Annotated in this window: 26 protein-coding genes and 2 pseudogenes; 15 read left to right on the top strand and 13 right to left on the bottom strand. The window is 66.9% G+C overall.

Annotation, left to right across the window (positions count from 1 at the left end; translation table 11 throughout):
• Window positions 1–59 precede the first annotated feature (59 nt).
• Both NGM06_RS20190 and NGM06_RS20185 read right to left on the bottom strand, forming a co-directional pair.
• Entirely contained in the window at window positions 60–518 is a 459-nt protein-coding gene (locus tag NGM06_RS20190) for a hypothetical protein (protein WP_254270209.1), read from the bottom strand.
• Between the two features lie 53 nt (window positions 519–571).
• A complete protein-coding gene (locus NGM06_RS20185) occupies window positions 572–2,197 on the bottom strand; it encodes a uracil-xanthine permease family protein (protein ID WP_254270208.1) in 1,626 nt (541 codons plus the stop codon).
• 257 nt (window positions 2,198–2,454) lie between these two features.
• On the opposite strand from NGM06_RS20185, the gene NGM06_RS24220 reads away from it, so the two are divergent.
• Window positions 2,455–2,589, top strand: coding sequence for a hypothetical protein (locus NGM06_RS24220; RefSeq protein ID WP_256568008.1), 135 nt, complete (start codon window positions 2,455–2,457; stop codon window positions 2,587–2,589).
• Window positions 2,590–2,670: 81 nt separating this feature from the next.
• Here the strand turns inward: NGM06_RS24220 and NGM06_RS20180 are convergent, their stop codons facing one another.
• Complete coding sequence (locus NGM06_RS20180) at window positions 2,671–3,471, bottom strand: TrmB family transcriptional regulator (protein WP_254270207.1); 801 nt, start codon at window positions 3,469–3,471, stop codon at window positions 2,671–2,673.
• Between the two features lie 222 nt (window positions 3,472–3,693).
• Between NGM06_RS20180 and NGM06_RS20175 the strand changes: the two genes are divergently transcribed.
• Window positions 3,694–4,041: a DUF7344 domain-containing protein gene (locus NGM06_RS20175; protein WP_254270206.1), complete on the top strand. Its 348-nt coding sequence runs from the start codon at window positions 3,694–3,696 to the stop codon at window positions 4,039–4,041.
• A 189-nt stretch (window positions 4,042–4,230) separates the two neighbouring features.
• Here the strand turns inward: NGM06_RS20175 and NGM06_RS20170 are convergent, their stop codons facing one another.
• Both NGM06_RS20170 and NGM06_RS20165 read right to left on the bottom strand, forming a co-directional pair.
• Window positions 4,231–5,241 carry an aldo/keto reductase gene (locus NGM06_RS20170; RefSeq protein WP_254270205.1) on the bottom strand — a complete coding sequence of 337 codons (1,011 nt, stop codon included), beginning with the start codon at window positions 5,239–5,241 and terminating at the stop codon, window positions 4,231–4,233.
• Window positions 5,242–5,506: 265 nt separating this feature from the next.
• Window positions 5,507–5,677, bottom strand: a pseudogene (locus NGM06_RS20165) ((2Fe-2S)-binding protein); the annotation flags it as partial.
• Between the two features lie 333 nt (window positions 5,678–6,010).
• Here NGM06_RS20165 and NGM06_RS20160 point away from each other — a divergent pair.
• The 4 genes and pseudogenes from NGM06_RS20160 to NGM06_RS20145 form a co-directional block, all read left to right on the top strand.
• A pseudogene (locus NGM06_RS20160) lies at window positions 6,011–6,289 on the top strand (dihydroorotase); the annotation flags it as partial.
• Between the two features lie 64 nt (window positions 6,290–6,353).
• A complete protein-coding gene (locus tag NGM06_RS20155) occupies window positions 6,354–7,670 on the top strand; it encodes a hypothetical protein (RefSeq protein ID WP_254270204.1) in 1,317 nt (438 codons plus the stop codon).
• 126 nt (window positions 7,671–7,796) lie between these two features.
• Window positions 7,797–9,473, top strand: coding sequence for a gamma-glutamyltransferase family protein (locus NGM06_RS20150; RefSeq protein WP_254270203.1), 1,677 nt, complete (start codon window positions 7,797–7,799; stop codon window positions 9,471–9,473).
• Between the two features lie 126 nt (window positions 9,474–9,599).
• Window positions 9,600–9,788, top strand: coding sequence for a hypothetical protein (locus NGM06_RS20145; protein ID WP_254270202.1), 189 nt, complete (start codon window positions 9,600–9,602; stop codon window positions 9,786–9,788).
• A gap of 52 nt (window positions 9,789–9,840) precedes the next feature.
• Here NGM06_RS20145 and NGM06_RS20140 read toward each other — a convergent pair whose 3' ends face one another.
• The 3 genes from NGM06_RS20140 to NGM06_RS20130 form a co-directional block, all read right to left on the bottom strand.
• Window positions 9,841–10,206: a DUF7344 domain-containing protein gene (locus tag NGM06_RS20140; RefSeq protein ID WP_254270201.1), complete on the bottom strand. Its 366-nt coding sequence runs from the start codon at window positions 10,204–10,206 to the stop codon at window positions 9,841–9,843.
• Between the two features lie 201 nt (window positions 10,207–10,407).
• On the bottom strand, window positions 10,408–11,832 hold the full coding sequence (gene sufB / locus NGM06_RS20135) for a Fe-S cluster assembly protein SufB (RefSeq protein ID WP_254270200.1): 1,425 nt from the start codon (window positions 11,830–11,832) through the stop codon (window positions 10,408–10,410).
• A 126-nt stretch (window positions 11,833–11,958) separates the two neighbouring features.
• Window positions 11,959–12,219: a twin-arginine translocase TatA/TatE family subunit gene (locus NGM06_RS20130; RefSeq protein WP_254270199.1), complete on the bottom strand. Its 261-nt coding sequence runs from the start codon at window positions 12,217–12,219 to the stop codon at window positions 11,959–11,961.
• An 83-nt stretch (window positions 12,220–12,302) separates the two neighbouring features.
• On the opposite strand from NGM06_RS20130, the gene NGM06_RS20125 reads away from it, so the two are divergent.
• Both NGM06_RS20125 and NGM06_RS20120 read left to right on the top strand, forming a co-directional pair.
• Window positions 12,303–12,728 (top strand): DUF7988 family protein, encoded by a 426-nt coding sequence (locus tag NGM06_RS20125; protein ID WP_254270198.1) that lies wholly within the window; start codon window positions 12,303–12,305, stop codon window positions 12,726–12,728.
• A gap of 23 nt (window positions 12,729–12,751) precedes the next feature.
• Entirely contained in the window at window positions 12,752–13,510 is a 759-nt protein-coding gene (locus NGM06_RS20120; RefSeq protein ID WP_254270197.1) for a CPBP family intramembrane glutamic endopeptidase, read from the top strand.
• 44 nt (window positions 13,511–13,554) lie between these two features.
• On the opposite strand, the gene NGM06_RS20115 is transcribed toward NGM06_RS20120, so the two are convergent.
• Together NGM06_RS20115 and NGM06_RS20110 are read right to left on the bottom strand one after the other, a co-directional pair.
• Complete coding sequence (locus tag NGM06_RS20115; RefSeq protein ID WP_254270196.1) at window positions 13,555–13,848, bottom strand: WNWW family protein; 294 nt, start codon at window positions 13,846–13,848, stop codon at window positions 13,555–13,557.
• Window positions 13,849–13,892: 44 nt separating this feature from the next.
• Window positions 13,893–14,855 carry a transcription initiation factor IIB gene (locus NGM06_RS20110; RefSeq protein ID WP_254270195.1) on the bottom strand — a complete coding sequence of 321 codons (963 nt, stop codon included), beginning with the start codon at window positions 14,853–14,855 and terminating at the stop codon, window positions 13,893–13,895.
• A 244-nt stretch (window positions 14,856–15,099) separates the two neighbouring features.
• Between NGM06_RS20110 and NGM06_RS20105 the strand changes: the two genes are divergently transcribed.
• The gene (locus NGM06_RS20105) at window positions 15,100–15,387 is read left to right on the top strand and encodes a hypothetical protein (protein WP_254270194.1); all 288 of its coding nucleotides are present in this window, start codon (window positions 15,100–15,102) and stop codon (window positions 15,385–15,387) included.
• Between the two features lie 63 nt (window positions 15,388–15,450).
• On the opposite strand, the gene NGM06_RS20100 is transcribed toward NGM06_RS20105, so the two are convergent.
• Window positions 15,451–16,419: an alpha-ketoacid dehydrogenase subunit beta gene (locus NGM06_RS20100; protein WP_254270193.1), complete on the bottom strand. Its 969-nt coding sequence runs from the start codon at window positions 16,417–16,419 to the stop codon at window positions 15,451–15,453.
• Window positions 16,409–17,617, bottom strand: a complete 1,209-nt coding sequence (gene pdhA / locus NGM06_RS20095; RefSeq protein WP_254270192.1) for a pyruvate dehydrogenase (acetyl-transferring) E1 component subunit alpha — start codon at window positions 17,615–17,617, stop codon at window positions 16,409–16,411. The genes NGM06_RS20100 and pdhA overlap by 11 nt, the downstream gene beginning before the upstream one ends.
• A 113-nt stretch (window positions 17,618–17,730) precedes the next feature.
• Here pdhA and NGM06_RS20090 point away from each other — a divergent pair, with 113 nt between their 5' ends.
• From NGM06_RS20090 to NGM06_RS20080, 3 genes are all read left to right on the top strand, one after another.
• Complete coding sequence (locus NGM06_RS20090; RefSeq protein WP_254270191.1) at window positions 17,731–18,840, top strand: M24 family metallopeptidase; 1,110 nt, start codon at window positions 17,731–17,733, stop codon at window positions 18,838–18,840.
• 10 nt (window positions 18,841–18,850) lie between these two features.
• Window positions 18,851–19,111, top strand: a complete 261-nt coding sequence (locus NGM06_RS20085) for a hypothetical protein (protein ID WP_254270190.1) — start codon at window positions 18,851–18,853, stop codon at window positions 19,109–19,111.
• 152 nt (window positions 19,112–19,263) lie between these two features.
• Entirely contained in the window at window positions 19,264–20,403 is a 1,140-nt protein-coding gene (locus NGM06_RS20080) for a hypothetical protein (protein WP_254270189.1), read from the top strand.
• Between the two features lie 29 nt (window positions 20,404–20,432).
• Here the strand turns inward: NGM06_RS20080 and NGM06_RS20075 are convergent, their stop codons facing one another.
• A complete protein-coding gene (locus NGM06_RS20075; RefSeq protein WP_254270188.1) occupies window positions 20,433–21,041 on the bottom strand; it encodes a GNAT family N-acetyltransferase in 609 nt (202 codons plus the stop codon).
• 333 nt (window positions 21,042–21,374) lie between these two features.
• Here NGM06_RS20075 and NGM06_RS20070 point away from each other — a divergent pair, with 333 nt between their 5' ends.
• From NGM06_RS20070 to NGM06_RS20065, 3 genes are all read left to right on the top strand, one after another.
• Window positions 21,375–21,710: a hypothetical protein gene (locus tag NGM06_RS20070; protein ID WP_254270187.1), complete on the top strand. Its 336-nt coding sequence runs from the start codon at window positions 21,375–21,377 to the stop codon at window positions 21,708–21,710.
• Window positions 21,711–21,853: 143 nt separating this feature from the next.
• Window positions 21,854–21,976 (top strand): hypothetical protein, encoded by a 123-nt coding sequence (locus NGM06_RS24215; protein ID WP_256568007.1) that lies wholly within the window; start codon window positions 21,854–21,856, stop codon window positions 21,974–21,976.
• A gap of 114 nt (window positions 21,977–22,090) precedes the next feature.
• Window positions 22,091–22,840 (top strand): ribonuclease H-like domain-containing protein, encoded by a 750-nt coding sequence (locus NGM06_RS20065; protein WP_254270186.1) that lies wholly within the window; start codon window positions 22,091–22,093, stop codon window positions 22,838–22,840.
• The last annotated feature ends 60 nt before the right edge of the window (window positions 22,841–22,900 follow it).

The following is a 22,900-nucleotide window of genomic DNA, read 5'->3' as shown; positions in this document are numbered from 1 at the left end:
GCGACGGCTAAAATCCTCGTCTCTCGCGGGGTCGCTCCACGGTTCGAGGTGGTCCGGGTTCAGTCCGACTCCGACTCGTCCGCGGAGTCGGCCGGACGCTCGGCCATCAGGGGTTCCAGCGCGTCGTAGAACGCGGCCGTGTCCGCGGGGAACACCGAAACGGGCTTCGGTCGGTTCAGCACCTTGATGCGGGCCTTCCCGCGCTTCCGGTAGGTCCAGTAGAGGCTGACCGCGCCGAACGCCGCGAACGCGAGTCCGAGCGCCGCGTTCCGGCGGGTGGAGTAGAGACCCCACCCGACGAGGACCACGCTCAGCACCGCGAGGAAGTGGTCGAAGTCCTCGACGGTCACTTCGGCCACGTCGTCGAGCGCTATCTTCGTCACTTCGTCGTCGCCCGACGAGTCGGCGGTGACGACGAACAGGTGGTCGTCGGTCAGCGCGACCGACCCGCCGGTTCGGAGGGCCAGTCGCTCGCGCACGGACTCGCCCTCGGGGAGCGAGTCGGAGATGGCTGTCACGGATTGGCGTTGGCGTCGCGGTGCGAAAAAGGGACGGGTCCGCGAATCGCGCGTCAGTCGGCGCTCTGGGTCGCTTCCGTGTCCTCCTTCCGTCTGTCCCAGAACGACTCGAAGTCGCTGTCGTCCTCGGTGAGGTCCTCCCACGCGGTCAGGCCCCGCTCCTCGCGGGTGCCGGGAATGGTGTTGTCGAGGAAGAACGCGACGATGCCGCCGACTGCCATCCCGGTCCCGCCGATGACGAAGATGGTCGTGGCGACTACGTCCGTCCCGAGGACCGGGCCGAGAATCGGGACCGCGGCGAGACCCTGCTGGAACGCCGCCGACGCGGAGGCGTCCATGCCCGCGCCGACGTTGGACATGTAGCCCGGAATCGCCAGTCCCGCGAACAGCGCGAACCCGACGATGAACACGTTCCGGTTGGCGTCGAGGTCCACGTACTTGAGTTGCGAGAGACCGACCGCCGTGATTTGACCGAACATCACGACGTAGAGACCGCCGATGATGGGGGCCGGAATCGTGGCGAACAGTTGGCCGACCGGGCCGAAGTAGCCCACGACTATCATCACGGCGGCCCCGATTTGGACGACGTAGCGCGAGGCGACGCCCGTGATGCCTATCGCGCCGACGTTCTCGGTGTAGGAGGTCGAACCGTTCCCGGTGCCCATGACGCCCGCGAAGGTGTTTCCGAGACCCTCCATGCCGATGCCGTGGTTGATGCGCCGGGCGTTGGGCGCGCCGCGCCCCGCCATCCGGGCGACCGAGTGGTAGTCGCCGAAACTCTCGATGGCCGACGCCAGCATCCCGGCGACCATGCCGACGATGAATCCGGGCGTGAACAGGGGGAGACCCCACTGGAACGGGTAGATGGGCTGGAACAGCGGCGCTTCCGTCACCGAGTCGAGCGCCACGTAGCTCACCGACCCCTCGGGGAAGACGCCGACCACCGACAGGACGGCCGCGATTATCCACGCCGACGCGATGCCGAGCAGGACCGGGAACAACCGGAACGAGCGGTGGTAGCGGTCGAGGTACTGGGAGAACACGATGATGAGCACCATCGTCAAGCCGAGCAGCCACCAGTTCTGGCCCGTGCCGGGCGCGCCGAAGTTCGGGTTCTGAATCTGGGGGACGTTGAACAGCGCCAGTCCGATGAGCGCGATGACCGGCGCGATGACGACCGGACCCATGTAGCGCTTGAGCCAGCCCATGACTCCGAAGTAGCCGACGAGTACCTCGACGAGTCCGGCGACGATGACCGCCCCCGTGAGTTCGCGTATCATGAGTTGCCAGCCAGCGCCGCTCGACGCGAGGACGCCGATGATGGCGAGCGCCGGGGCCAACATCGAGAAGGTGCCGCCCTGCACGATGGGGTAGCGGTTCCCGACGGTGGTCTGGGCCAGCGTGGCGATGCCCGAGACGACGAAGAACGTGCCGATGAGCCGTGCAGTCGCGCCGCCGGGCATCCCCATCTCCCCGGCGAGCGCCAGCGGAATCGCGACGCTCGCCCCGATCATCGTCAGGTAGTGCTGGAAGCCCAGCAGTATCGACTCCCCCAGCGGCGGCTTGTCTTCGATTCCGTACTCGACATCTATCGAGGCCTCGGCCTCGGGTTCGGCGCCGGGTCCCTCGGGGGAGAAGTCCTTCTCGACTTCCTCGAAGTCGTCGTCTCCCCCGCTCATCGAGGCTCACCCGGTGAGACGGTCGATGCACGCGTCGCGCTAACCGGACGTAAAAGTAGCATGGATACAGTTCCCCGAACGGTTTGCATAAATATGCCGGTTGTCGTTCGAGCCTCGGCTTCGAAATCGAACTGATTCGGCCGCGGAACTGACGCCCGCGAACCGTATCGGCGAGCGCCTTCGTTCGTGTCAACCGTAGCTAGTGTTCCTCGCGTAGTACTCGGTCGCTTACGTTCCCGGAGTGAAGCTATCGGTACATGGGTGAGACAGACCACTCGTCGGAACAGGAGCGAGGCGCAGTCCAGCATCTGAACGACGCGTTGTCGGCGGAGGAGATGGACGAGGTCAACTACCACGTCCGGCAGGCCCTCCAACTGCTGGGCGTCGAGTGAGCGCCGCCGAGCGAGTAGCGTCGAGTCGGTCACTCCGAGTAAGTGTCACCGAACCATGGGATTCGTCGCAATCCGCGGGAATCAGTCCTCGACCGACTCGGTGACGTTCCGTTCGAGTTCGTAACTCAGGACGCGTTCGGCGAACGTCGCGAAGCCGTGGTCGATACCGTCGCTCCACGCCGCCGTCTCGTTGGGCACTCCCGGAAGCTTCTCGCCGTGGATGGCGCTCGCCAGCACCGGACCTCGGTCGGCCATGAGCAGTCGCCCGATTCGCGGCGTCTCGGTCATGGAACCGAACCACTCCACGAGCGGCGTGGCGAAGACCTGGGCGTCGAACTCCGCGGTCTCGACGCGCTCCCGAATCGCCTCGACGTCGGTGCCGACGTAGACGGTGACGCCGCGCTGGTCGGCCTCGGCGAGCGCGGTTAGCACCGCATCGTCCAGCACGGTCTCCTCGAACACGAGTAACACGAGTTCGTCGGTCGCGTCTCCCACGAGGTCGAGCACTCGCTCGGTGACCTGCTCGTGGTCGCTGATGGCCCAGACCGCCTGCTGGGTCTCCTTGTAGACCGGTTCCATGCGACGGAGGGTCTCTTCGACCGTCTCGAAGTACGAGTCGTACTCCTTGCGGAGCGTCCGGAGCGCAGTGTCGAGCGAGACGCTCTGGAACACCCGCGGTTCGCCCTCCTCGAACTCGACCAGTCCGCGGTCCCGGAGGCGCTCCATCGTCTCGTAGACCCGCGAGCGCGGGATGTCGGCGACCTGTCCTATCTCCTTCGCCGTCCCGTGGGGAATTCTGGTGAGCGCGACGAAACACCGCGCCTCGTACTCGGTCAGTCCGAGTTGCTCCAGCGCGTCGACCGCCACCCGGCCGTCGTCCATACCGCTAGGACGGGCGGGAGAACTGTATGGCCTTCGGGCGTCGAAGCGGGGACCCGTCGGTGTTCCTCCCAGAGGAACAACGCGCCTGCTGTTCCACGAGGAGTCGAACTTCGCTTAAGTAGGTCGGGGCGGTAACTCCGGTACGGTCACGGACGCGGCCTCGCGTTCTCCGCGGAGAGAAGTGCGGACGACCGACGTAGCCACCCCGCAGGTGAACGAAACATGCAGAACACGACACACTCACACGCCCCTCTCGAACAGTCGCTCGATACCATCTTCGAACTCGTCCGGAACCCGCGCCGTCGGCACGCGATTTCGGTCCTCTCCGACCGGGAGTCTACGCTCTCCGCGTCGGAACTCGCCGCGGCCGTCGCACAGCGTATGGACGAAACCGGCCGGGACGGACCCCCGGCGACCCCCGACGAGGTCGCCGAGTCGTTGCACCACGTCCACCTCCCGAAGATGGCCGACGCGAACGTCGTCGCGTACGACCCCGAGACCCGCGAGGTGTCGCTCGCTCGGGCCGACGCGGTCGCTCCGTTCGTCGAGGCGGCCGAGGACTGCCAGTGACCACCGTGCAGGGAATCGTCAGTCGCAACCCCGAAAGCTGAGTTCGCTCTCCTGCGACCGCCGCGCGACCTACTCCTCTACGAACGCCACGCACCGGGACACCGACGACTCGCCGCCGCGGAACCGAGTCGTCCGCGTCCTGCTTCTCGCGGCCCTCGCGCGCCAGTTCCGGTCAGTACGCTCCGTCCGTCAGAGACCGGCGTACGGCCCGCCCTTCGACTCGGTGAGTCGTCGGACCTGCTCGTCGGAGAGGTCTATCTCGGCGGCGGCGAGGTTCTCCTCCAGTTGCTCGACCGTGCGGGCACCGACGATGGGCGCGGTCACGCCGTCGCGGTGCATCACCCACGCGAGCGCGGTCTGAGCAGGTGACGCGCCGACCTCCTCGGCGACCGCGTCGAGTTCGTCGTGGACGTCGAAGTTCTCCTCGGTCAGGTACGAGTCCCGGAAGCGACTGGACTCGGCGGCCCGCGAGTCGCCGGTCAGTCCGTCTTCGCGGGTGTACTTGCCGGTGAGGAAGCCCTGCCCGAGCGGACTCCACGGACAGACCGCGAGGTTCTCCCGGCGGGCCATCTCCAGATAGTCCCCCTCGATTTCGCGGTCCACGAGGTTGTACCGCGGCTGGAGTACCGTGAACGGCTCCCAGCCCTCGGCGCGTGCGATTTCGTTCGCCTTCGCCACCTTCCACGCGTTCGGCCGGAGCGTGGACGCCCCGAGGTAGTTGACCTTCCCCGACCTGACGATGGCGTCGAACGTCTTCATCATCTCGCGGGTCGGCGTCTGGTCGTCCCAGCGGTGGATGTAGAGGACGTCGATGTAGTCGGTGCCGAGACGGTCGAGAATCTCGTCCACGCGGTGTCGGAGGTTCTTCCGGTTCGTGCCCCTGCTGTTGGGGTCGTCGTCTCGAATCTGCCAGTAGATCTTGGAGGCGATAGTGAACCGCTCGCGGTCGCGCTCGGACAACCAGTCGCCGATCCACTCCTCGGCCTTCCCGGCCCCGTACACGTCGGCGGTGTCGATGTACCGCCCGCCCGCCGCGGCGTAGGCGTCGAGCAGTTCCTCGGCGCGGTCCTCGCCGATTTCGACGTTGCCTTCCTCGGTCTCCTTGCCGAACCGCCACGTCCCGAACTGGAGTTCGCTCGTCTGCAAACCGGTGCCACCGAACTGGACGAAGTCGAGGTCGAGATCTTCCAGAGCAGTCATCGTCGGGTCGTATTTGGTGCGAGTCGCTGAAAAGGATTCAGTAACCGGCAGGACGGTAGCGGCGGGGACGGCCGAGTCGCGTCGCTACGCTCGGTCCGACTCCGATAGTCCGGCCGAGAACGCGACTCCGAGCGCGACGCCGACCGCGACGCTGATTCCGACCCTGAACACGATGCCCGTCTCGACCGGCCCCGGTCGTCGGAAAGGCGACCGCCTCCGTCGCGCGTCACTCGCTCCGGTTCGGAGCAGAACTCGCACGCCGGAAGCCGGACACACCGCACCCGACTCGGACGCCTCGAAGCCCCTGTGCGTCCCTGAGGAAGTCCGATAGCTTGTGCCGAGGTTCGACCTCGGCGGCGACTCTCTCGCCGTTCACCGACAGCGAGATTTCCTCCGTCGGATAGTCGCGGGGAGACGAGGTGTCGTCGATGCTCATGATAGATGGTAACATATATCTCGCCGTCGCATAAACGTTGTCCCGAGCCGTCACGTTCGGGGGCGAGTGCGGTCTCGATGGCTCTCGTTTCTGCTCCTTCGCGGACAGTCGAACTCCGTGAGGAACGAAATGACTCTAAGCTTCGCCACCTCGTGGGTATTGGTATTTATGAACACGACAATCTCCGTGTCGTCACCCCGAGCGGAACCGTACACGGGGCGTCGCTGTCGAAGACGGTGAAACCGTCGCGGTCGGCTCCGACCGCATCCTCCTCGACGCCGACCGGACAATCGACGCCGGGGGCGACTACCTGATTCCCGGGTCCGTCGACCCGCACGTCCGTGGGATCTCTACCCCCGGAAGGGCGCGCTGGTCGAGGAGTCGGACGCCGACATGGTGGTCGTTGACCTCGAAAAGTCCGCCGTAGTGGACGACGACTTCTACCACACCATGGAACCGCGTTACTCGACGTTCCACGGCCGGGAACTGACCGCCCTGCCGACACACACGGTAGTCGGCGGAGAGGTCGTCGTGGAGGAGGGCGAACTACAGGTCGAGAAGGGCGGCCGGGAGTATCTGCACAGAGGGCCGGAGGGTGTCGTGCGTAGCTGAGGACTGCTCGCTCCTCTCCCACAAGACATTTCTCCGCCCCTCGAAAATTCGACACCGCTCCATCATGCCCTCCGAACTCTCCCGCAGAACCCTCCTCGGCGGGTTCGCCGTGGGGGGAACCGCCGCGTCGGTGGCAGGCTACCGTTTCCTCCCTCCGGACATCCTCCCCGCGCCGATACTCGAAGAACGAACCAAACGCCGGTCGGTCCCGGAGGTAGACACCTCGCTTCCGGTCGCGCCCGAAGCCCTCGAATCGTCGCGTGCCCACCTCCGGGAGGTCGTCGACCGCGCCGCGGCGGCGTGGGAGAACGTCGACGAGTCGGACGTCGATTCCGAGCAGGAGGAGTTCGACCGGGGCCTCGAAAGCAGCCTCGAAATCGGCCGCGAGCAACTGGCCGAGACGGAGGGGGCCGACCCGACCACCGACGCGCTCTCGGCGCTCCGGTACGGTGTGAACCGCGCGGCGTGGTCGCTGGCGGCCGCGAAGGCCATCTCGGAGGCGTACGACCTCGGAACGCTCCGGCGGCGCTCGAAGCGCCTCCTCGGGGAGATAGACGACTTCGTCGCGTCGACGTCCTACGAGGTTGCAGACCCCCGGCGCGGACTCGCCTACTGCTACCGGACCGAGCGCGCGATACACTCCGCCCGGTTGAAGGCCGACAACGTGCCCGGTGAGGACGCCGACGAGAGCGATATCCACCAGCGCGGGGTCGTGGAGGCCATCCGAAGCCTCGCTCAGGGCAGGCGGTGGCTAAGCGACGCGAAGGCCGTCTACCACGCCCATCGCTCGAACGTCGCCGACGCGGGTCGCATCACGGACCTCGAACCCCACCTCGACCGGACGCGGCGCGAGTTCGCCGACCGCATCGACGGTCTCCTGCTCGACCGGACGACCGCCATCGAGCGCTACTTTCCCGACGACGGCGGCGAGGGTCCCCGCGAGCGGGCCACCAACGAGCTGTTCAACAACGGCTACTCCTCGGCGGGCGCCCGTCCGCCCACGGGCCGCCTGCGGTCTGGACTGCTCGCTCTCGCCGCGGTCGAACACGCGAAGGCACTCCAGCACGCCCGGGGGTTCACCTCGGCGATGGAGCGACTCGATTCGGCGTTCGCTGACGGCGGCGTCGGCATGGCGCTGGCGGCCCGGACGAAACGGGAGGCGACCGACCGACTCCGCCGACTGCTGGCCGACGCCGACGACCCGATTACGCGGGAACTCGCCGCGCGGCCCCGCGAGGAGATAGCCATCGGCGACTGGCCGCTGGGCGTGAATCCGCAGTTCGAGTCCGAGTACCCCCACGCCGAGGCGTACGCGATGTACCTGCTCGCGGCCGAGAATCTGGAGCGCACGTCCGAGATTCGAGACGCGCTGTTGCCGTGACCGCCGCTCCTGCCCGCCCTCCGCGCGGCGGTTCGGCGCGCGCTCCGTCTCAGTTCTCCCTCGCCGTTCGCCGTCCGCCCTGCCCCTTCCCTGTCGTTTTTCAACCCTGCTACGGAATCCCCTCCCATGACCGACCCGGACCCCGACCGATTCAGTTCGCGTCGCTCGACAGTCTACGCCCCGAACGGTCTCGTCGCCACGAGCCAACCCCTCGCCGCCGAGGCGGGGGTTCGGTCGCTGCGCGAGGGCGGTAACGCCTTCGACGCCGCGGTAGCGACCGCCGCCGCGCTCAACGTGGTCGAACCGACGAGCACGGGCCTCGGCGGCGACGTGTTCGCGCTCTACCGGACCGCCGACGGCGAGGTGGGCGCGATGCGGTCGTGCGGCGGTGCGCCCGCGGACGCGACCATCGAGAACGTCCGCGCCGCGCTGGAGGCCGACGCGAACGCTGGCGACTACTACCCCGAATCCCGCGGCTACGCGACCGACTCCCCGGACGAGGCCGGAATGCCCTTCCTCGGGCCGCACGCGGTCACGGTCCCGGGCACCGCCCGAGGGTGGGAGGCGACCGTGCAGCGACTGGGGAACCTGACGCTCGCGGACGCGCTCGAACCGGCCATCGAGTACGCGACCGAGGGCTACCCCGTCTCGGAGATCATCGCCTCCCACTGGACCGGCGCGGAGGACCTCTTCACCGACGACCACGCCCGTGAGGCGTATCTGAAAGACGGTCGCGCACCGGAGACGGGCGAGACCATGCGCCTCCCGCGCCTCGGCGAGTCGATGCGGACCATCGCCGAGCAGGGCGCGGACGCTGTGTACGAGGGCGAAATCGCGGAGAAGATAGCCGAGGAGGTGCAGGCCAAGGGCGGATTCATGACCGTCGAGGACCTCGCGGCCTTCGAACCGGAGTTCGTCGACCCGGTCTCCACGACGTACAACGGCGCGGAGATATACGAACTCCCGCCGAACAATCAGGGTCTCGTCGCGCTCGAAGCCCTCAACGTCGCCGAGGAAATCGGCGCTGGCGACCACCCGCTCGACTCGCCCGAGCGCATCCACTACTTCGCGGAAGCGACGAAGCGGGCGTTCCACGACGGCCACCGCTACATCACCGACCCCGAGTACGAGGAGATTCCGCCGCTCGCGTCCGACGAGTGGGCCGCGAAGCGCGCCGAGGGCATCGGCGAGACGGCGGACGACGACGTGTCGTTCGGCGTCCCCGACTCCCACGCGGAGGACGCCGACACCGTCCTCCTGACCGTCGCCGACGATGAGGGGAATCTGGTCTCGTTCATCAACTCCCGGTTCGCCGGGTTCGGGTCGGGACTCGTCGCGGGCGACACCGGCATCGCGCTCCAGAACCGCGGCGCGTCGTTCTCGCTGGACCCCGACCACCCCAACAGCCTCGAACCGGGCAAGCGACCGTTCCACACCCTGATTCCCGGCCTCGCCAAGTTCGGCGAGGACGACTGGGCCGCGTTCGGCGTGATGGGCGGGTACATGCAACCGCAGGGTCACGTGCAGGTCGTCTCGAACATCGTGGACTACGACATGCCCCTGCAGGCCGCGCTCGACCACCCGCGCTGGCGCTACCGCGAGTCGGGCGAACTCGCGGTCGAGGGCCGCCTCGACGGCGCGACCCAGTCGAAACTCGCCCGGAAGGGCCACGACGTGCGCGTCCTCCCGCCGGTGATGTTCGGCGGTGCCCAGATAACCCGCGTCGAAGGTCTCGGCGGCGACGACCCGGTCCTCTCGGGCGCGACCGAACCCCGGAAGGACGGCAACGCGACGGGCTACTGACGCGACCGACGCCGTGCGCTCGGTGATACTACTGGCCCGACCCGGAACCGTCACGACAGTAACACCGATTCGGACCCCGTCGCGCACGCCGCAACCACAAAGTCCCCGTCGCCCGTCGGATACGATATGCAGGAACGCACGCAGTCAGACGGCGGTCGGTCGCCGCTCGCAACGCTCGCGCTGCTCGCACTGACGTTCGCCATCGGCTACGTCCTCGGGTCTCAGCGCGGCGGTGAGTCCGGGGAGTGGCAGGAGGTAGCGAACGAACCGACCGAAATCACCATCGACGGCGAAGAAGAACAGACCGAGGAGTGAGTTCCCGTTCGGTCTCTGTTACCGGAGCCACCTGTTCGCTCCGCCGCGCGGGCTATCCTTCGTGTCGGCGAATCTTGTCGAGGAAGCCCGTGAGCGGCGGTTCGATGCTAATCTCGGTCACCTTCCCCTCGTCGCTGTCGTAGACGATGATTCCCACCTCTTCGAGTTTCGGGAGGTGGGTGTGGTGGAGCGCGGTGGCTATCTGGGTCCGCTTTATCATCGACACCTTGTCGGGCGGTTGCTGGAACTCCCGACCCGCGACTTGGTCGGTGAGTCCTTCGAGCGTGACGGGCGCGGGAAGGCCGTCGAGACACGCGAGCGCGTGTCGTCGGTAGCGGTCGCTGAGGAGACTGAGAACTTCGTCGATGCCGACTGACCCGTCGCGGTCGCCGTCGCCCCCGACGGAGTCACCGGTCATACCCGACAATTTTCTTTCTCACTTAAACGGCTATCGCATTCCGTCGGTCGCCCTCCGTCGCCAGACCCGTCTCGTAAGGTCCGGCTATCTGCGGGACCTCGCGGCGGAGAAACCCGGAGACCGACAGTAGCAGCAGTGCGGAAACTGACGACAGTAGCGAGAAAGAGCGCGAACGGAAACCGAACCGAGGAGCGTCCGAGGCTATCCCAGACTGCCTTCCATCTCCAACTCGATGAGACGATTCAGTTCGACGGCGTATTCGATGGGGAGTTCCTCGGTGATGGGCTCGATGAAGCCGGAGACGATCATCTGCTTGGCGTCGTCGTCGTCCAGCCCTCGGCTCTGGAGGTAGAAGACGTCTTCGTCGCCGATTTTACCGACGGTGGCCTCGTGAGCGACGTCGACTTTGGACTCGTCGATTTCCATGTAGGGCATGGTGTCGGAGACGGAGTCGTTGTCGAACATCAGCGCGTCACATTCGACGCTGGTCGAAGAGTCGGTCGCGCCCTCCGAGATCTGGACGAGACCGCGGTAGTTGGTGCGGCCGCCGTCCTTGCTGATGGACTTGGACTCGATGGTCGAATTGGTGCGAGGCGCGTTGTGGTAGACCTTGGCACCGGTGTCGATGTTCTGGCCCTCGCCAGCGAACGCGATGGAGATGTGGTTCGCAGAGGCACCGCGGCCCTTGAGAATCGAGCAGGGGTAGAGCATGGTGGCTTTCGAGCCCATACTGCCCGAGACCCACTCCATGCGGCCGCCCTTCTCGACGAGCGCGCGCTTGGTGTTGAGGTTGTAGGTGTTCTTCGACCAGTTCTGCACCGTCGAGTACTGGACGTGCGCGTCCTCGCCGACGAACACTTCGACGCCGCCGGAGTGGAGGTTGTGGCTGCCGTACTTGGGCGCACTGCAGCCTTCGATGTAGTGAACCTCCGAGCCTTTCTCGGCGATGATAAGCGTGTGCTCGAACTGGCCCATGCCTTCCGAATTCATCCGGAAGTAGGCCTGTACGGGCATCTCGACCGTGACGTCCTCGGGGACGTAGACGAAGCTGCCGCCACTCCAGACTGCGCCGTGGAGCGCGGCGAACTTGTTGTCGCTCGGGGGGACGCAGGAGGTCATGAAGTGCTCTTTGACGAGGTCTTCGTGTTCGCGGACCGCCTCGTCCATGTTGCAGAACACGACGCCCTTCTCCTCCCACTGCTCCTGCATGTTCTGGTAGACGACCTCCGACTCGTACTGCGCGCCGACCCCGGAGAGGGCCTTGCGCTCGGCTTCCGGAATGCCGAGTTTCTCGAAGGTGTCTTGGATGTCCTCGGGGAGGTCGTCCCAGCTATCCGCGCCTTCGCGTTTATCCACGTCGGGGCGGATGTACGGGACGATCTCCTCGATATCGAGTTGGGTGAGGTCGGGTTGCCCGGGCCAGTCGGTCGGCAGGGGCATGTTCTGGTAGTGTTCGAGCGCACGGAGGCGGCGCTCGCGCATCCAGTCGGGTTCGTCCTTGTCGTCGCTGATGAGGTTGACGACCTCCTCCGTCAGCCCCTTCCCGGACCTCACCGCCGCGCTCTCCTCTTTCTTGAACTCGAAGCGCTCCTCGGTGTTGGTGTCCTGAAGTTCCTCGCTACTCATGTACTCGTACGTGGGTACCGAAGCCCCTTAACCTCGGGGTCGATTCGGGAGGGGAAGCAACTGAAACTGGTTACGAGCGCCGCGAAAAGTGAACCGTCGGCGTTACGCGTCGGCGTGTGAAATCGTCTACGCTTCCGAGGTGTCGGTTTCGACGTTCGCGTCGGTCTCGGCCCCGCCGACCTCGGGGTCGGTCTCGGGGTCGGCCGCGTTCTGGAGTTCGTCTTCGATTTCCTGACGTCCTTTCTTGAATTCGCCCATCGCTTCGCCGGTCGAACGGGCGAGTTTCGGTATCTTGTTCGCGCCGAACAGCAGGACGGCGATGAGGAGAATTACCATCATCTCCATCCCGCCGGGAACGGGTCCGAATAGTGGGATCATCTGTTCCATCTCTATCCTCACGGTTCGGCCCCTCACTTGTAGGCTTTTCCCCCGAGGTTTATGCGCCAGCGTCCGAACAGCGACACGTATCCGTGACCGGACCCGCCACCCTCGCCCGCGAACGCGTCCTCGAATCCCACTCGCGGACCGTCGAGACCGTCCTGCGGTGCGCCGACGCGGTGGCAGAGACGTGGGGCGACGACTGGACTACCGACCCCGCCGCGGTCGCGGGTCCGCTCCGGGCCGGACTCGAGTCCGCGGGAGCGTGGACCCGCTTGCCCGACGTACTCGCGGACGCGGTGCGCGCGACCGGCGAGTCGCTCTCGGCACCGCCGGTCGCGGCCCCGCCCTACGTGACCGCCACGAGTCGCGGGCCGGTGCTCCGCGCGACGCTCGCTGACGGCCGACTGGTCGTCCTGCTACAGACCTTCGAGGTCGAGCGCACTCGCGGGACCCGCCCTCGGTACCGCCGCGGTCCGACGACGCCCGCCGACGCCGTGCGAGCGACTTTCAAGTGACTGCGGGTCGTACGCCACCCGAAATGGAACGAGTACGGGCCGACGATTCGTCGTCGCCGGTCTCGCCCGGGCGCACCCTGCTCGCGGCGGCGTTGCTGGGGGTCGGCGGCTACGGGTTCGCGGTGGTGGTCGTCGGCGTGACCGCGTTAGCGTTGATTCAGGTCGGCGTGGCCCTGATGGAGCGTCCGGCGCTGTTGCTCGGCGTCTCGGTGGTGATGGGACAGGGCGTCGCGTTCGGCACGTTCGCGCTCGGTTATCTGGCGTACACCGACCGCGGATTCGACTTCGTCTCGGCCCGGGTCCCGACCCTCCGGGACCTCGCGTGGTCGGTCGGCGGTCTCGTGGCGCTGTTCGCCGGTCTCGTGGCGCTCTCCGTGCTGTTCTCCGCGTTCGGCGTCGAGTCGGCGTCGAACGCGGTCACGGAGTTCGGCGAACGCGACCCCCGAGTGTTCCTCCTGCTCGTGCCGCTCTCGTTCCTGTTCATCGGTCCCGGCGAGGAACTGCTCTACCGCGGCGTCGTGCAGGGCCGCCTCCGCGAGGCGTTCGGACCGTGGGTCGCCATCGCCGCGGCGAGTTTCGTCTTCGCGGTGGTCCACGTCTTCTCCTTACGGGGCGCGGGAAAAATCGCGTACCTCGCGGTGCTGCTCGTCCTCTCGCCGATTCTGGGCGTCACCTACGAGCGGACCGACAACCTCGTGGTTCCGGCGCTCGTCCACGGAGCGTTCAACGCGATTCAGTTCTACCTCGCGTATCTCGCGGCGACGGGTTGGTTGTCCGCATGACTGCGAGGGACTACTCGTACCGTTGGCGTCGATGCTTCGCTCGCTCACTTCCGTCCGCCCGCCCACCGCACGACTCGAAAGCGGTCGTATCCGCCGTAGGCGAGTTCGAGCGCACCCATCCACCAGTTCCACTTCTCGGCGAGCGAGAGGTCGTCGGGCGCGTCGCGGAGATTCTCGACGACGACGGGCGCGGTCAGTCGCCGTCCCACGTCGGTCTCGAACTGTCCCGAGTCGGCGAGGTCGCGGGCCTGCCGCGCGACTACTCGGCGGGTTCCGGCGTCGCCGCCGAACTCCTCGTCCAATCGTCGCTCGAACCGCCGTCCGATTTCCTTTTCCATGGTCGTCCCCGGCGCGAATCCGGTTACGCGTATCGTTCGGTCGCTCAGTTGTAAAGTCCGATGGCCTTGATCTGCTCCTGATACCGATTTCGGATGGTGACTTCGGTGACCTGCGCGACGTCGGCGACTTCGCGCTGGGTCTTCTTCTCGTTGCAGAGCAGCGAGGCGGCGTAGATCGCGGCGGCCGCGTATCCGGTCGGCGACTTGCCCGAGAGCAGGCCCTTCTCGGCGGTCACGTCGACTATCTCGTTGGCCTTGCTCTCGACTTCCTCGCTCAGGTCGAGGTCCGAGCAGAACCGCGGGACGTACTTCTTGGGGTCTACCGGTTGCATCCCGAGTTCGAGTTCCTGGGAGACGTACCGATACGTCCGACCGATTTCCTTGCGGTCCACGCGGGCAACCTCCGAGACTTCCTCCAGCGAGCGCGGGATGCCCTCCTTCCGGCAGGCGGCGTAGAGCGCGCTCGTGGCGACGCCCTCGATGGAGCGCCCCCGAATCAGGTCCTCCTTGAGCGCGCGCCGGTAGATGACCGACGCGACTTCCTGTACGGAACGGGGAACCCCGAGCGCCGAGGCCATCCGGTTGAGTTCGCTCAGCGCGAACTGGAGGTTCCGCTCGCCCGCGTCCTTCGTCCGGATGCGCTCCTGCCACTTCCGGAGTCGGTGCATCTGACTCCGCTTCTCCGAGGAGAGCGACCGGCCGTAGGCGTCCTTGTTCTTCCAGTCGATGGTGGTCGTCAGACCCTTGTCGTGCATCGTGTTGGTCGTGGGCGCACCGACTCGACTCTTGCTCTGGCGCTCCTGATGGTTGAACGCTCGCCACTCCGGACCGCGGTCCACGTTACGCTCCTCGACGACCAATCCGCAATCCTCGCACACCAACTCGCTTCCGCCAGCGTCCGCGACTAACGTTCCGGCCTCACACTCCGGACAGGTCTGCGATTCCTCGGACTCTTCCTCCCGTTCGGTCTCTTGGTCCCGCTCCCGCTGGCGGATTGGCCCCGTCATGAGTCTGTTAGTAAGGCGGTGTGGTAGATAAACCCTGCGTGGCCATTTGATGTGACTTATATGAGAACTATGCGGTCTCCCGAACCGGGAGGTTACCGCGACGCGTCGGAACGAAACCCACCGTTTCGTCCCCGAAAACACGGGTTACGGTGTGGCCGTTACGGTTCGGTGCAGTCCGAACTCACTCACACAGTAGTACGTCACCTCCACCTGATTTTAATACGGAGCCGCTACTTCGGGACGTATGGCACCTGCCCGCCCGACGGTGTACACGGTAGACGAGTACGACGCGCTGGAGTTCGACGCGGTGCTGTTCCGCGAGCGAAGCGTGGTCTGCCTCGACGGCACCGACGAGGTCCGCGTCGTCCCGCTGAACAAAGTGAATCACGTCGATGCCGACCCGGAGACGATGCTGGTCGAGCGCGAACTCCCCGAGAGTTTCTACGGTGGCGGCGACTACGGGTTCGTCGATGTGGAGCAGTACCCCGAACTCGAACAGCACCTCGAAGAACTGGAAGCCGAGCAGTACTAGCCCCGGCGGTCCGACGATACCGATTCTGCAATCGTCGGTTCGACGCTATCGATTCCACGTCCGTCACGCCGACAGCGCGCGCTCGATGCCGCGCCGGATTCGCTCCTCGTCGGGGCGGTAGGCCTCCTCGCGGGCGAACATCGGAAACGGCACGTCGTAGCCCGTCACGCGCTCGACCGGCGCTTCGAGGTGGTAGAGCGCGTCGTCGTTGATGCGGGCGATAATTTCGGCCCCGAGACCGCCGGTCCGCGGGGCCTCGTGGACGACGACGCACCGGCCGGTCTTCCTGACCGACTCCAGTATCGTCGCCGAGTCCATCGGGGAGACGGTTCGGAGGTCGATGACCTCGGCGTCCACCTCCGCGTCCTCCACCGCGCTCATCGCTTCGTGGAGCATCGCACCCCACGCGACCACGGTCACGTCTGCGCCCTCGCGGACGACCTCGGCTTCACCGAGCGGAACCGTGTGTTCGCCCTCGGGGACCGACTCCCGGGAGGCCCGGTAGCGACTCGTCGATTCGAGGAACATCACGGGGTCGGGGTCTCGAATCGCCGCGGTCAGCAGACCCTTCGCGTCGGACGGGTTCGAGGGCACGACCGTCTTCAGTCCCGGCACGTGGGCGAACCCCGCTTCGAAGCTCTCGGAGTGGAGTTCCAGCGCCCGGATGCCGCCTCCGTAGGGCATCCGGACGGTCATCGGCACGCCCAGCGTCCCCCGAGTTCGACTCCGCATCCGCGAGGCGTGCTGGACGAGTTGGTGGAACCCCTGATAGGCGAAGCTAGCGAACTGAATCTCCGGGACGGGCGTGAACCCGGTCGCGCCGAGACCGACGCCCATCCCGAGGATGGCGGCCTCCGCCAGCGGCGCGTCGTACACCTGCTCGGGGAACTCCTCCTGCAACTCCTGCGTCGCCCGGAACACCCCGCCGCTGACGCCCACGTCCTCGCCGTAGACGACCACTGACTCGTCGCGGGCCATCTCCTCGCGGAGGGCCTGTCGAATCGCCTCCACGAGTCGGAGTTCATTCGCCACGGTCGGACACCTCCTCGTCCTCGGAGTCCTCCGACGTCTCCCTGTCCTCGCGGACGTCGCCGCGCCCGGACACCTCCCCGCCGCCCGCGCGCTCCTCGCCGCTCATCCCCTCCTCGGCGGTCGCCACCTCGCCGTCGCCCTGTTCGCGCTCGAACGCCTCCCGCTGTCGCCGGAGTTCAGGCGGGGTCTCGGCGAACACGTGGTCGAACATCTCCGCGGGCACGACCTGCTCCCGGCCCGCCTTCGCTCGGTCTATCTCGTCGGCGAGCAACTCCTCGATTTCGTCGGTAATCCGGTCCACCCGGTCGTCGTCCAGCAGGCCCTCGTTCCGGAGGTACGCCTCGAACCTGACGACGGGGTCGCGGGTGTCCCACTCGCTCTCCTGTTCCTCGGTCCGGTAGACGCTAGGGTCGTCGCTGGTGGTGTGCATCGACCGCCGGAAGGTCAGCGCCTCCACGAACACGGGGTCGCCCTCGCGCGCGGACTCGAGGGCGTCCCTCGCGACAGAGAGGACCCCCAGCACGTCGTTGCCGTCCACCTGCACGCCCTCGATTCCCGCCGCGACCGCCTTCTGTGCCAGCGTCTCGGCCCGGGTCTGGGTCTCGCGCGGCGTCGAGATGGCCCACTGGTTGTTCTGGCAGAAGAACACCGCGTGGGCGTCCAGCGCGCCGGAGACGTTCATCGCCTCGTACACGTCGCCCTCGCTGGTCGCGCCGTCTCCGAAGTAGGTCAGCGCCGCCTTCCGCTCTCCGGCGATTTCGTGGCCCCATCCGATACCGGCGGCGTGGAGCGGTTGGGTCCCAACGGGAATCGCGGGCGGGAAGTTGGCGTCGGCGACCTCCGCGCCCTCCTCCATCCCCATGGCGTACCACAGCAGGCGGTGGACCGGCGCGCCCCGCGTGAGGAACGCCGCGCTCTCGCGGAACGACGGTACCATCCACTCGTCGGGGGCCATCGCGATGGCCGACCCGACCTGCGCGGCCTCCTGTCCGATGGCCGGTGCGTAGGTCCCGGACTCGCCCCGGCGCTGGAGCGCGATGGCGCGCTCGTCGGCCCGGCGGGAGAGACGCATGAGTCTGTACATCTCCACCAGTTGGTCGTCGTCCACGTCGGGGGCCTGCGCCGCGTCGAGGTCGCCCTCCTCGTCCAGTGCTTGCACATACTCGACCGAGAAATCGGCCACTTGGTCCCGGACCACGGGGCCCGTACCACGGCATCGTACTTAGTTGACCCCGCCGAGCGAGCGTCCCGGTCTCCGGTTCCGGCCGTGCGCTCAATATCTTTAAACCACGCCCCGAGCAATCAACGGACATGAACGAATTCGAGGACCGGACCCGGCGATGTCAGGAGCGACTCGCCGAGGTCGGCGCGGACGCGGCCGTCCTGTTCCCGAGTACCAACCTCTTCTACGCCTCGGGATTCCGGGAGGAACCGGCCGAGCGCCACCTGTTTCTCGTGATTCCGGGCGACGGCGACCCCGCGTTCGTCGCGCCCGAGATGTACGACGAACAGATTCGAGACGCGTCGTGGGTCGAGGACGTGCGACTCTGGTCCGACGGCGAGGACCCGACGGAACTCGTGGCCGACCTCGCCGCGGAGTTCGACCTCCGGGGCGGCCGACTCCTCGTGGACGACACGATGTGGGCGCTGTTCACGCAGGACCTCCGCGAGACGCTCCCCGACGCCGACTTCGGTCTCGCCAGCGAGGTGTTCGACGACCTCCGGATGCGGAAGGACGAGACCGAACTCGCGGCGCTCCGAGACGCCGGTGAACTCGCCGACCGGGTCAGCGTCGAGATTCGACGGTTGGGCGAGGACGCCATCGGGATGACCGAGACGGAACTCGCCGACGAAATCGAGCGCCGACTCGCCGCGGCGGGGGGCGATGAGGTCGCGTTCGGCACCATCGCCGGGTCCGGACCGAACGGCGCGAAACCGCACCACCGCCACGAGGACCGCGAGATTCGGCCGGGCGACCCGGTCGTCCTCGACTTCGGCGCGTACGTAGACGGCTACCCCGGCGACCAGACCCGGACGGTCGTGTTCGCGGGCGACCCGCCCGAGGGCTACGCCGAAGTACACGAAGTCGTCCGCGAGGCCCAACAGGCCGCAATCGACGCCGTGGAACCCGGCGTCCCCGCCGAGGAAATCGACCGCGCGGCGCGCGAAGTCATCGAGGACGCGGGCTACGGCGACGAGTTCGTCCATCGGACGGGCCACGGCGTCGGTCTCGACGTCCACGAGGACCCGTACATCGTCGCGGGCAACGAGACCGAGTTGGAACCGGGGATGGTGTTCAGCGTCGAACCCGGCGTCTACCTGCCGGGCGAGTTCGGCGTCCGCATCGAAGACCTCGTGGCCGTCACCGAGTCGGGGTGCGAGCGCCTGAACGACTCGCCGCGGACGTGGGAACCGCTCTAAACGCCGATACATGACCTACCTCAGTCACACCGTCCGGTCGCTTCGCCGGGACCCGATACCCGGCGAGACGGTCCGTCTGGTGCTGTCCGTCGCGGAGGACGCGTCGGCGGAGGCCGTCGCGGCGTCCGTCGAATCGCTCGGCGGGGAACTCGTCCGCGAACTCCAGTTCGGCCGTCTGCTGGTCGAAGTCGAGCAGTCGGACATCGACGCGGTCTGCTCGTTCGACGCCGTGACCCGGGTCGAAACCGACGCGGTTCTCGGTCCGACCTGACCGGGGCGACTCCCAATCCGACTGCACTGTCCCCGCGTCGGCGTTCGCGCTCGGCGTTTCCACGACCTCTCGTCGGGCTTGTACTAACGGTCGCTCCCGTATCGCGGGCAAGCAGTTTCAAGTGAAAGTCCGGCGTACAGGTGTGCGGGGAAATGGGGGGGGACGACACGACACACCGGACTAGCGCGGTCCACGACGAATCGGTGACCACGATGGGGCGGCGTCGGTTCGTGGACACGCTGGCCGGTCTGGGCTTCGGCGCGCTCTCGGCGGGCCTTCTTACGGCCGAGGACGTACGCGCGGCGAGTCGAGACGAGGTACCGGTGGTTTACGGTCTGACGCGGGGAGACGACGGGGCGTTTCGACCCCGGCGCAAGACGGTTCCGGCCGACTGGTACGACGACTTCCGGTCGGCGCTGGCGGCCCACCGGAACCTCGACGTGATACACCACGACGCCGTGGCGAACTCGGCGGTGTCGCCGGGAGAGTACGGCGGCGCGAACGCGGAGATTCGCGTCGAGGTCACCGCGGAGGAGGCCCGCGGCGAGGTGCCCGAGCGCGTCGAGGAGACGCCGGTCGAGGTCCGTCGCGTCGAACCGGCGACGGACCGCGACACGGACCTCGACGCCGGACCGAGCGGGTCGGCGTCGCCGTCGGTCGAGGAGGGTATTCCGGGGAGCGTCGCGGTCGCCAGCGACGACCTCTACGGGACCCTCGCGCCCGCCATGACCGACCCGACCGACGGGTCGCTGTACTTCGCCACCGCCAACCACGTCTTCGGCGGTACCGACAACCGCGGTAAACCGCTCTACCTGCTCGACGGCGGACGGACGCGAATCGGCGAGGTCCGGTCCGGATACCCCAAGTCGGACGTCGTCTGCGCCCGACCGGCGTCGGACTACCGCCCGCTCCACCGGATTCACGAGGGGTCGCCGGGTCGGGTTCTCGGCCAGTTCACCAAGGTCGGTCTCGCGGACCTGAAGGCCGCGGGCGAACCGCTCGAAAAGCGGGGCGTCAAGACCGGCCACACCACCGGGAAGATTCAAGCGGTGGACGGTCTCACCTGCGCGTACGGGGCCATTTGCAAGCAGGGACAACTCAAGTGGGGCCGGGAGTCGGGGTTCGCCGACGGCGACAGCGGGTCGGTCAACTACCACCCCGACCCCGACGACCCGGACGCGGGCGTGCTTGTCGGCGGGTTCAACAACGCCCGGACGTGGTGGCCGGGCGAGAACTACATCTGGGGCACCGCGGCCCACCACGTCACCGAACAGCACGGTCTCACGTTCTGAGCGCCGCGGTACTCGTCACCCGCTACCGCTCACGTCTCGTCCGCCGTCGCGTCCCGGTACTGCTCCTGCGAGACGGTGTAGCGGTGGAGGTCCCGAACCTCGCCGCCCTGCGGGACGAAGTTGCGGAGGACGCCGTCGTACTGGCCGCCGAATCGCTCGACGTACTTCTCGATGGCGCGCCGGGAGTTGACGTTGCCGTCCTGATGGGACGCGCCGACGAGTTCGAGGTCGAGTCGGTCGAAGGCCAGTTCCAGCATCGCCGCCGCGCGCTCGCCGGAGTACCCCCGGCCCCAGAAGGGCTTGCGGAGCCAGATACCCAACTCCGCCGAGCGGCGCTCCCAGTCGAAGTGGAGGTTGGTCGTGCCAGCGAGGCGCTCGTCGTCGTCGCTCGACTCCTCCGGGTGCAGAAAGATAGCGTAGGTGGCCTGTTCGTAGTCGTCCCACTGTCGCTCGGTGTCGCTGAGGAAGTCGTCGGTGTCCTTCGGCGTCTCGTGGGGGTCCCACATCGCGTACTCGCTGACCTCGCTCATGTGGGGCGCACCGGCGCGCATGTGCCGGTAGAGTTCCGTCGTCGAGACGTTCTCGCGGCAGAGACGGACGAGTCGCAGGCGCGCTGTCTCTATCTCGTCGGGAAACACAGGGCCAGTACGTCTGCCGGAGGGATGTGTGCTTCGGCCAGCGACAGAATCCGGCGTCCGGACGCCTCTCTACCGATGAACCGTCTCGTGGACTCGGACCGCGGAAATCCAGTTTGGGGGTAGTGATGATGGGATACCAGCCCAGGACGTCAGACACTGACACGCAGCCAGGTCTGCAATCGTACCTTATGCTGAATCGTTATCAAACTACGTGTTCGTACGAAACTGACCAGTTCCGGGACTTGCGGGACGAACATGTCCGGTCCCGACGACTACTTTCAGTTTCACCGCGCTTGGCTCACCCCTTTAGCGGTGTCCGCCCATTAGGCTCACATGGCAAGTTCGGTCGCGTCCAGTGGGAGGACGGAACGGTTCGACGAACTCTGCGAGGCTATCGCCCGGGAGCAGGGCGGGACCGACGTGTACGTGAAAGCCGCGAACGTCCTGCGCCGGGCCAACGGAGCGTACTCGCTCGTCGGACTGGAAGACGGGGGCGAGCGCGTGGTCTACCACTACGAGGGCGTGTTCGCGTCGGCGATTCCCTACGACGCCGAGGGCGTCCGCCAGCACGAGGCAGAGACGCTCGCACGCAACGAGGACGTCCGCGAGGGCCTGACCGACGTCGAGTACGCGTGGGTCCACCCGGCGTACCGCGACCTGCTGGAGTGAAACCGGGGCGTTTCTCCCGGTTCGTCGCTGGACACGTTTCTCCTCGGTCTGTCGCCGAACGCTTCCTCTGCCAACCGGTGGCCGGACGATTTCCGCGACTTCGCTGCCCCACGCTTTTGTATCAGCCCTAAGAACGGACGACCATGGCAGACGACACCGTTCTCTGTCCCGACTGCGGGTGGACCGGGCGGAAATCCGACTTGGACGAGAGCGCGGGCGTCCACTCGTGTCCGATATGCGACAGAGACATCGAGTTCGTGGAGTGAGACGCCGAGTCGTGGGTACCGAGCGCCCCCGACCTGCCCTCGGTCGGATTCGTCGGGAGTCCGTCGGCGGAAAACCCACCCGACTAAGACCCCTCCCACTAATGCGGCCCACTAATGAAACTCCAGAACTCGTTCATCGGCGCGCGTCGGGTGGGCGAGCAGACCGAGCGGAAACTCTGGCAGCAGGGCGTCACGCACTGGGACGACTTCGAAGACGGCCTTCTCGGCCCCAAGACCACCGAGTACGTCCGGGAGTTCATCGACGCCGCCCGCGAGAGCCTCGACGCCGGAGACGCCTCCTTCTTCGGCGAGCGACTGCCGAGCGGGAGCCTCTGGCGGACCTACGGCAACTTCGCCGACGACGCCTGCTTCTTCGACATCGAGACCACCGGCCTCGACAGCGCGCGCCACGACGTGACCACGGTCAGTCTCCACCGCGGCGACGAGACCCGGACCTACGTGCAGGGGAGAGACCTCACCGCGGAGGCGCTCCGCGAGGAGTTCGCGGAGTCGAGCGTGCTGGTCTCGTTCAACGGCAAGCGGTTCGACCAACCCTTCCTCGAAGACAACTTCGACCTCGACGTGACCACGCCCCACCTCGACTTGATGTACACCTGCAAGCAGGTCGGTCTCTCGGGCGGTCTCAAAAACGTCGAGAAGGGAGTCGGCATCGACCGGGACGACGACGACGTGGACGGCCGCGAGGCGGTCCGGCTCTGGCACCGCTACGACCGCGACGAGGACGACGCGGCGCTCGACCGACTCGTGAAGTACAACCGCGAGGACGCCGAGAACCTGCGGAACCTCCTCGAACACGTCCACGAGACTCTCCGGGCCGACGTGTTCGAACCGCACGTCCGGTAATCGGCTCTCGCACCCGAACGTAGTTCCCACCGACCTATCGACGGGAGAACCATTCATCGT

This window comes from Halorussus aquaticus (genome assembly GCF_024218795.1).
GTDB classification, from domain to species: domain Archaea; phylum Halobacteriota; class Halobacteria; order Halobacteriales; family Haladaptataceae; genus Halorussus; species Halorussus aquaticus.
Note: the sequence above shows the minus strand (reverse complement) of the source record. Positions and strands in the feature narration are given on the sequence as shown.

Coding starts and splice junctions, on each gene's coding strand:
- NGM06_RS20185 (WP_254270208.1), bottom strand. CDS start 2,197: ATGAGCGGGGGAGACGACGACTTCGAGGAAGTCGAGAAGGACTTCTCC.
- NGM06_RS24220 (WP_256568008.1), top strand. CDS start 2,455: ATGGGTGAGACAGACCACTCGTCGGAACAGGAGCGAGGCGCAGTCCAG.
- NGM06_RS20180 (WP_254270207.1), bottom strand. CDS start 3,471: ATGGACGACGGCCGGGTGGCGGTCGACGCGCTGGAGCAACTCGGACTG.
- NGM06_RS20175 (WP_254270206.1), top strand. CDS start 3,694: ATGCAGAACACGACACACTCACACGCCCCTCTCGAACAGTCGCTCGAT.
- NGM06_RS20170 (WP_254270205.1), bottom strand. CDS start 5,241: ATGACTGCTCTGGAAGATCTCGACCTCGACTTCGTCCAGTTCGGTGGC.
- NGM06_RS20155 (WP_254270204.1), top strand. CDS start 6,354: ATGCCCTCCGAACTCTCCCGCAGAACCCTCCTCGGCGGGTTCGCCGTG.
- NGM06_RS20150 (WP_254270203.1), top strand. CDS start 7,797: ATGACCGACCCGGACCCCGACCGATTCAGTTCGCGTCGCTCGACAGTC.
- NGM06_RS20145 (WP_254270202.1), top strand. CDS start 9,600: ATGCAGGAACGCACGCAGTCAGACGGCGGTCGGTCGCCGCTCGCAACG.
- NGM06_RS20140 (WP_254270201.1), bottom strand. CDS start 10,206: ATGACCGGTGACTCCGTCGGGGGCGACGGCGACCGCGACGGGTCAGTC.
- sufB (WP_254270200.1), bottom strand. CDS start 11,832: ATGAGTAGCGAGGAACTTCAGGACACCAACACCGAGGAGCGCTTCGAG.
- NGM06_RS20130 (WP_254270199.1), bottom strand. CDS start 12,219: ATGGAACAGATGATCCCACTATTCGGACCCGTTCCCGGCGGGATGGAG.
- NGM06_RS20120 (WP_254270197.1), top strand. CDS start 12,752: ATGGAACGAGTACGGGCCGACGATTCGTCGTCGCCGGTCTCGCCCGGG.
- NGM06_RS20115 (WP_254270196.1), bottom strand. CDS start 13,848: ATGGAAAAGGAAATCGGACGGCGGTTCGAGCGACGATTGGACGAGGAG.
- NGM06_RS20110 (WP_254270195.1), bottom strand. CDS start 14,855: ATGACGGGGCCAATCCGCCAGCGGGAGCGGGACCAAGAGACCGAACGG.
- NGM06_RS20105 (WP_254270194.1), top strand. CDS start 15,100: ATGGCACCTGCCCGCCCGACGGTGTACACGGTAGACGAGTACGACGCG.
- NGM06_RS20090 (WP_254270191.1), top strand. CDS start 17,731: ATGAACGAATTCGAGGACCGGACCCGGCGATGTCAGGAGCGACTCGCC.
- NGM06_RS20085 (WP_254270190.1), top strand. CDS start 18,851: ATGACCTACCTCAGTCACACCGTCCGGTCGCTTCGCCGGGACCCGATA.
- NGM06_RS20080 (WP_254270189.1), top strand. CDS start 19,264: ATGGGGGGGGACGACACGACACACCGGACTAGCGCGGTCCACGACGAA.
- NGM06_RS20070 (WP_254270187.1), top strand. CDS start 21,375: ATGGCAAGTTCGGTCGCGTCCAGTGGGAGGACGGAACGGTTCGACGAA.
- NGM06_RS24215 (WP_256568007.1), top strand. CDS start 21,854: ATGGCAGACGACACCGTTCTCTGTCCCGACTGCGGGTGGACCGGGCGG.
- NGM06_RS20065 (WP_254270186.1), top strand. CDS start 22,091: ATGAAACTCCAGAACTCGTTCATCGGCGCGCGTCGGGTGGGCGAGCAG.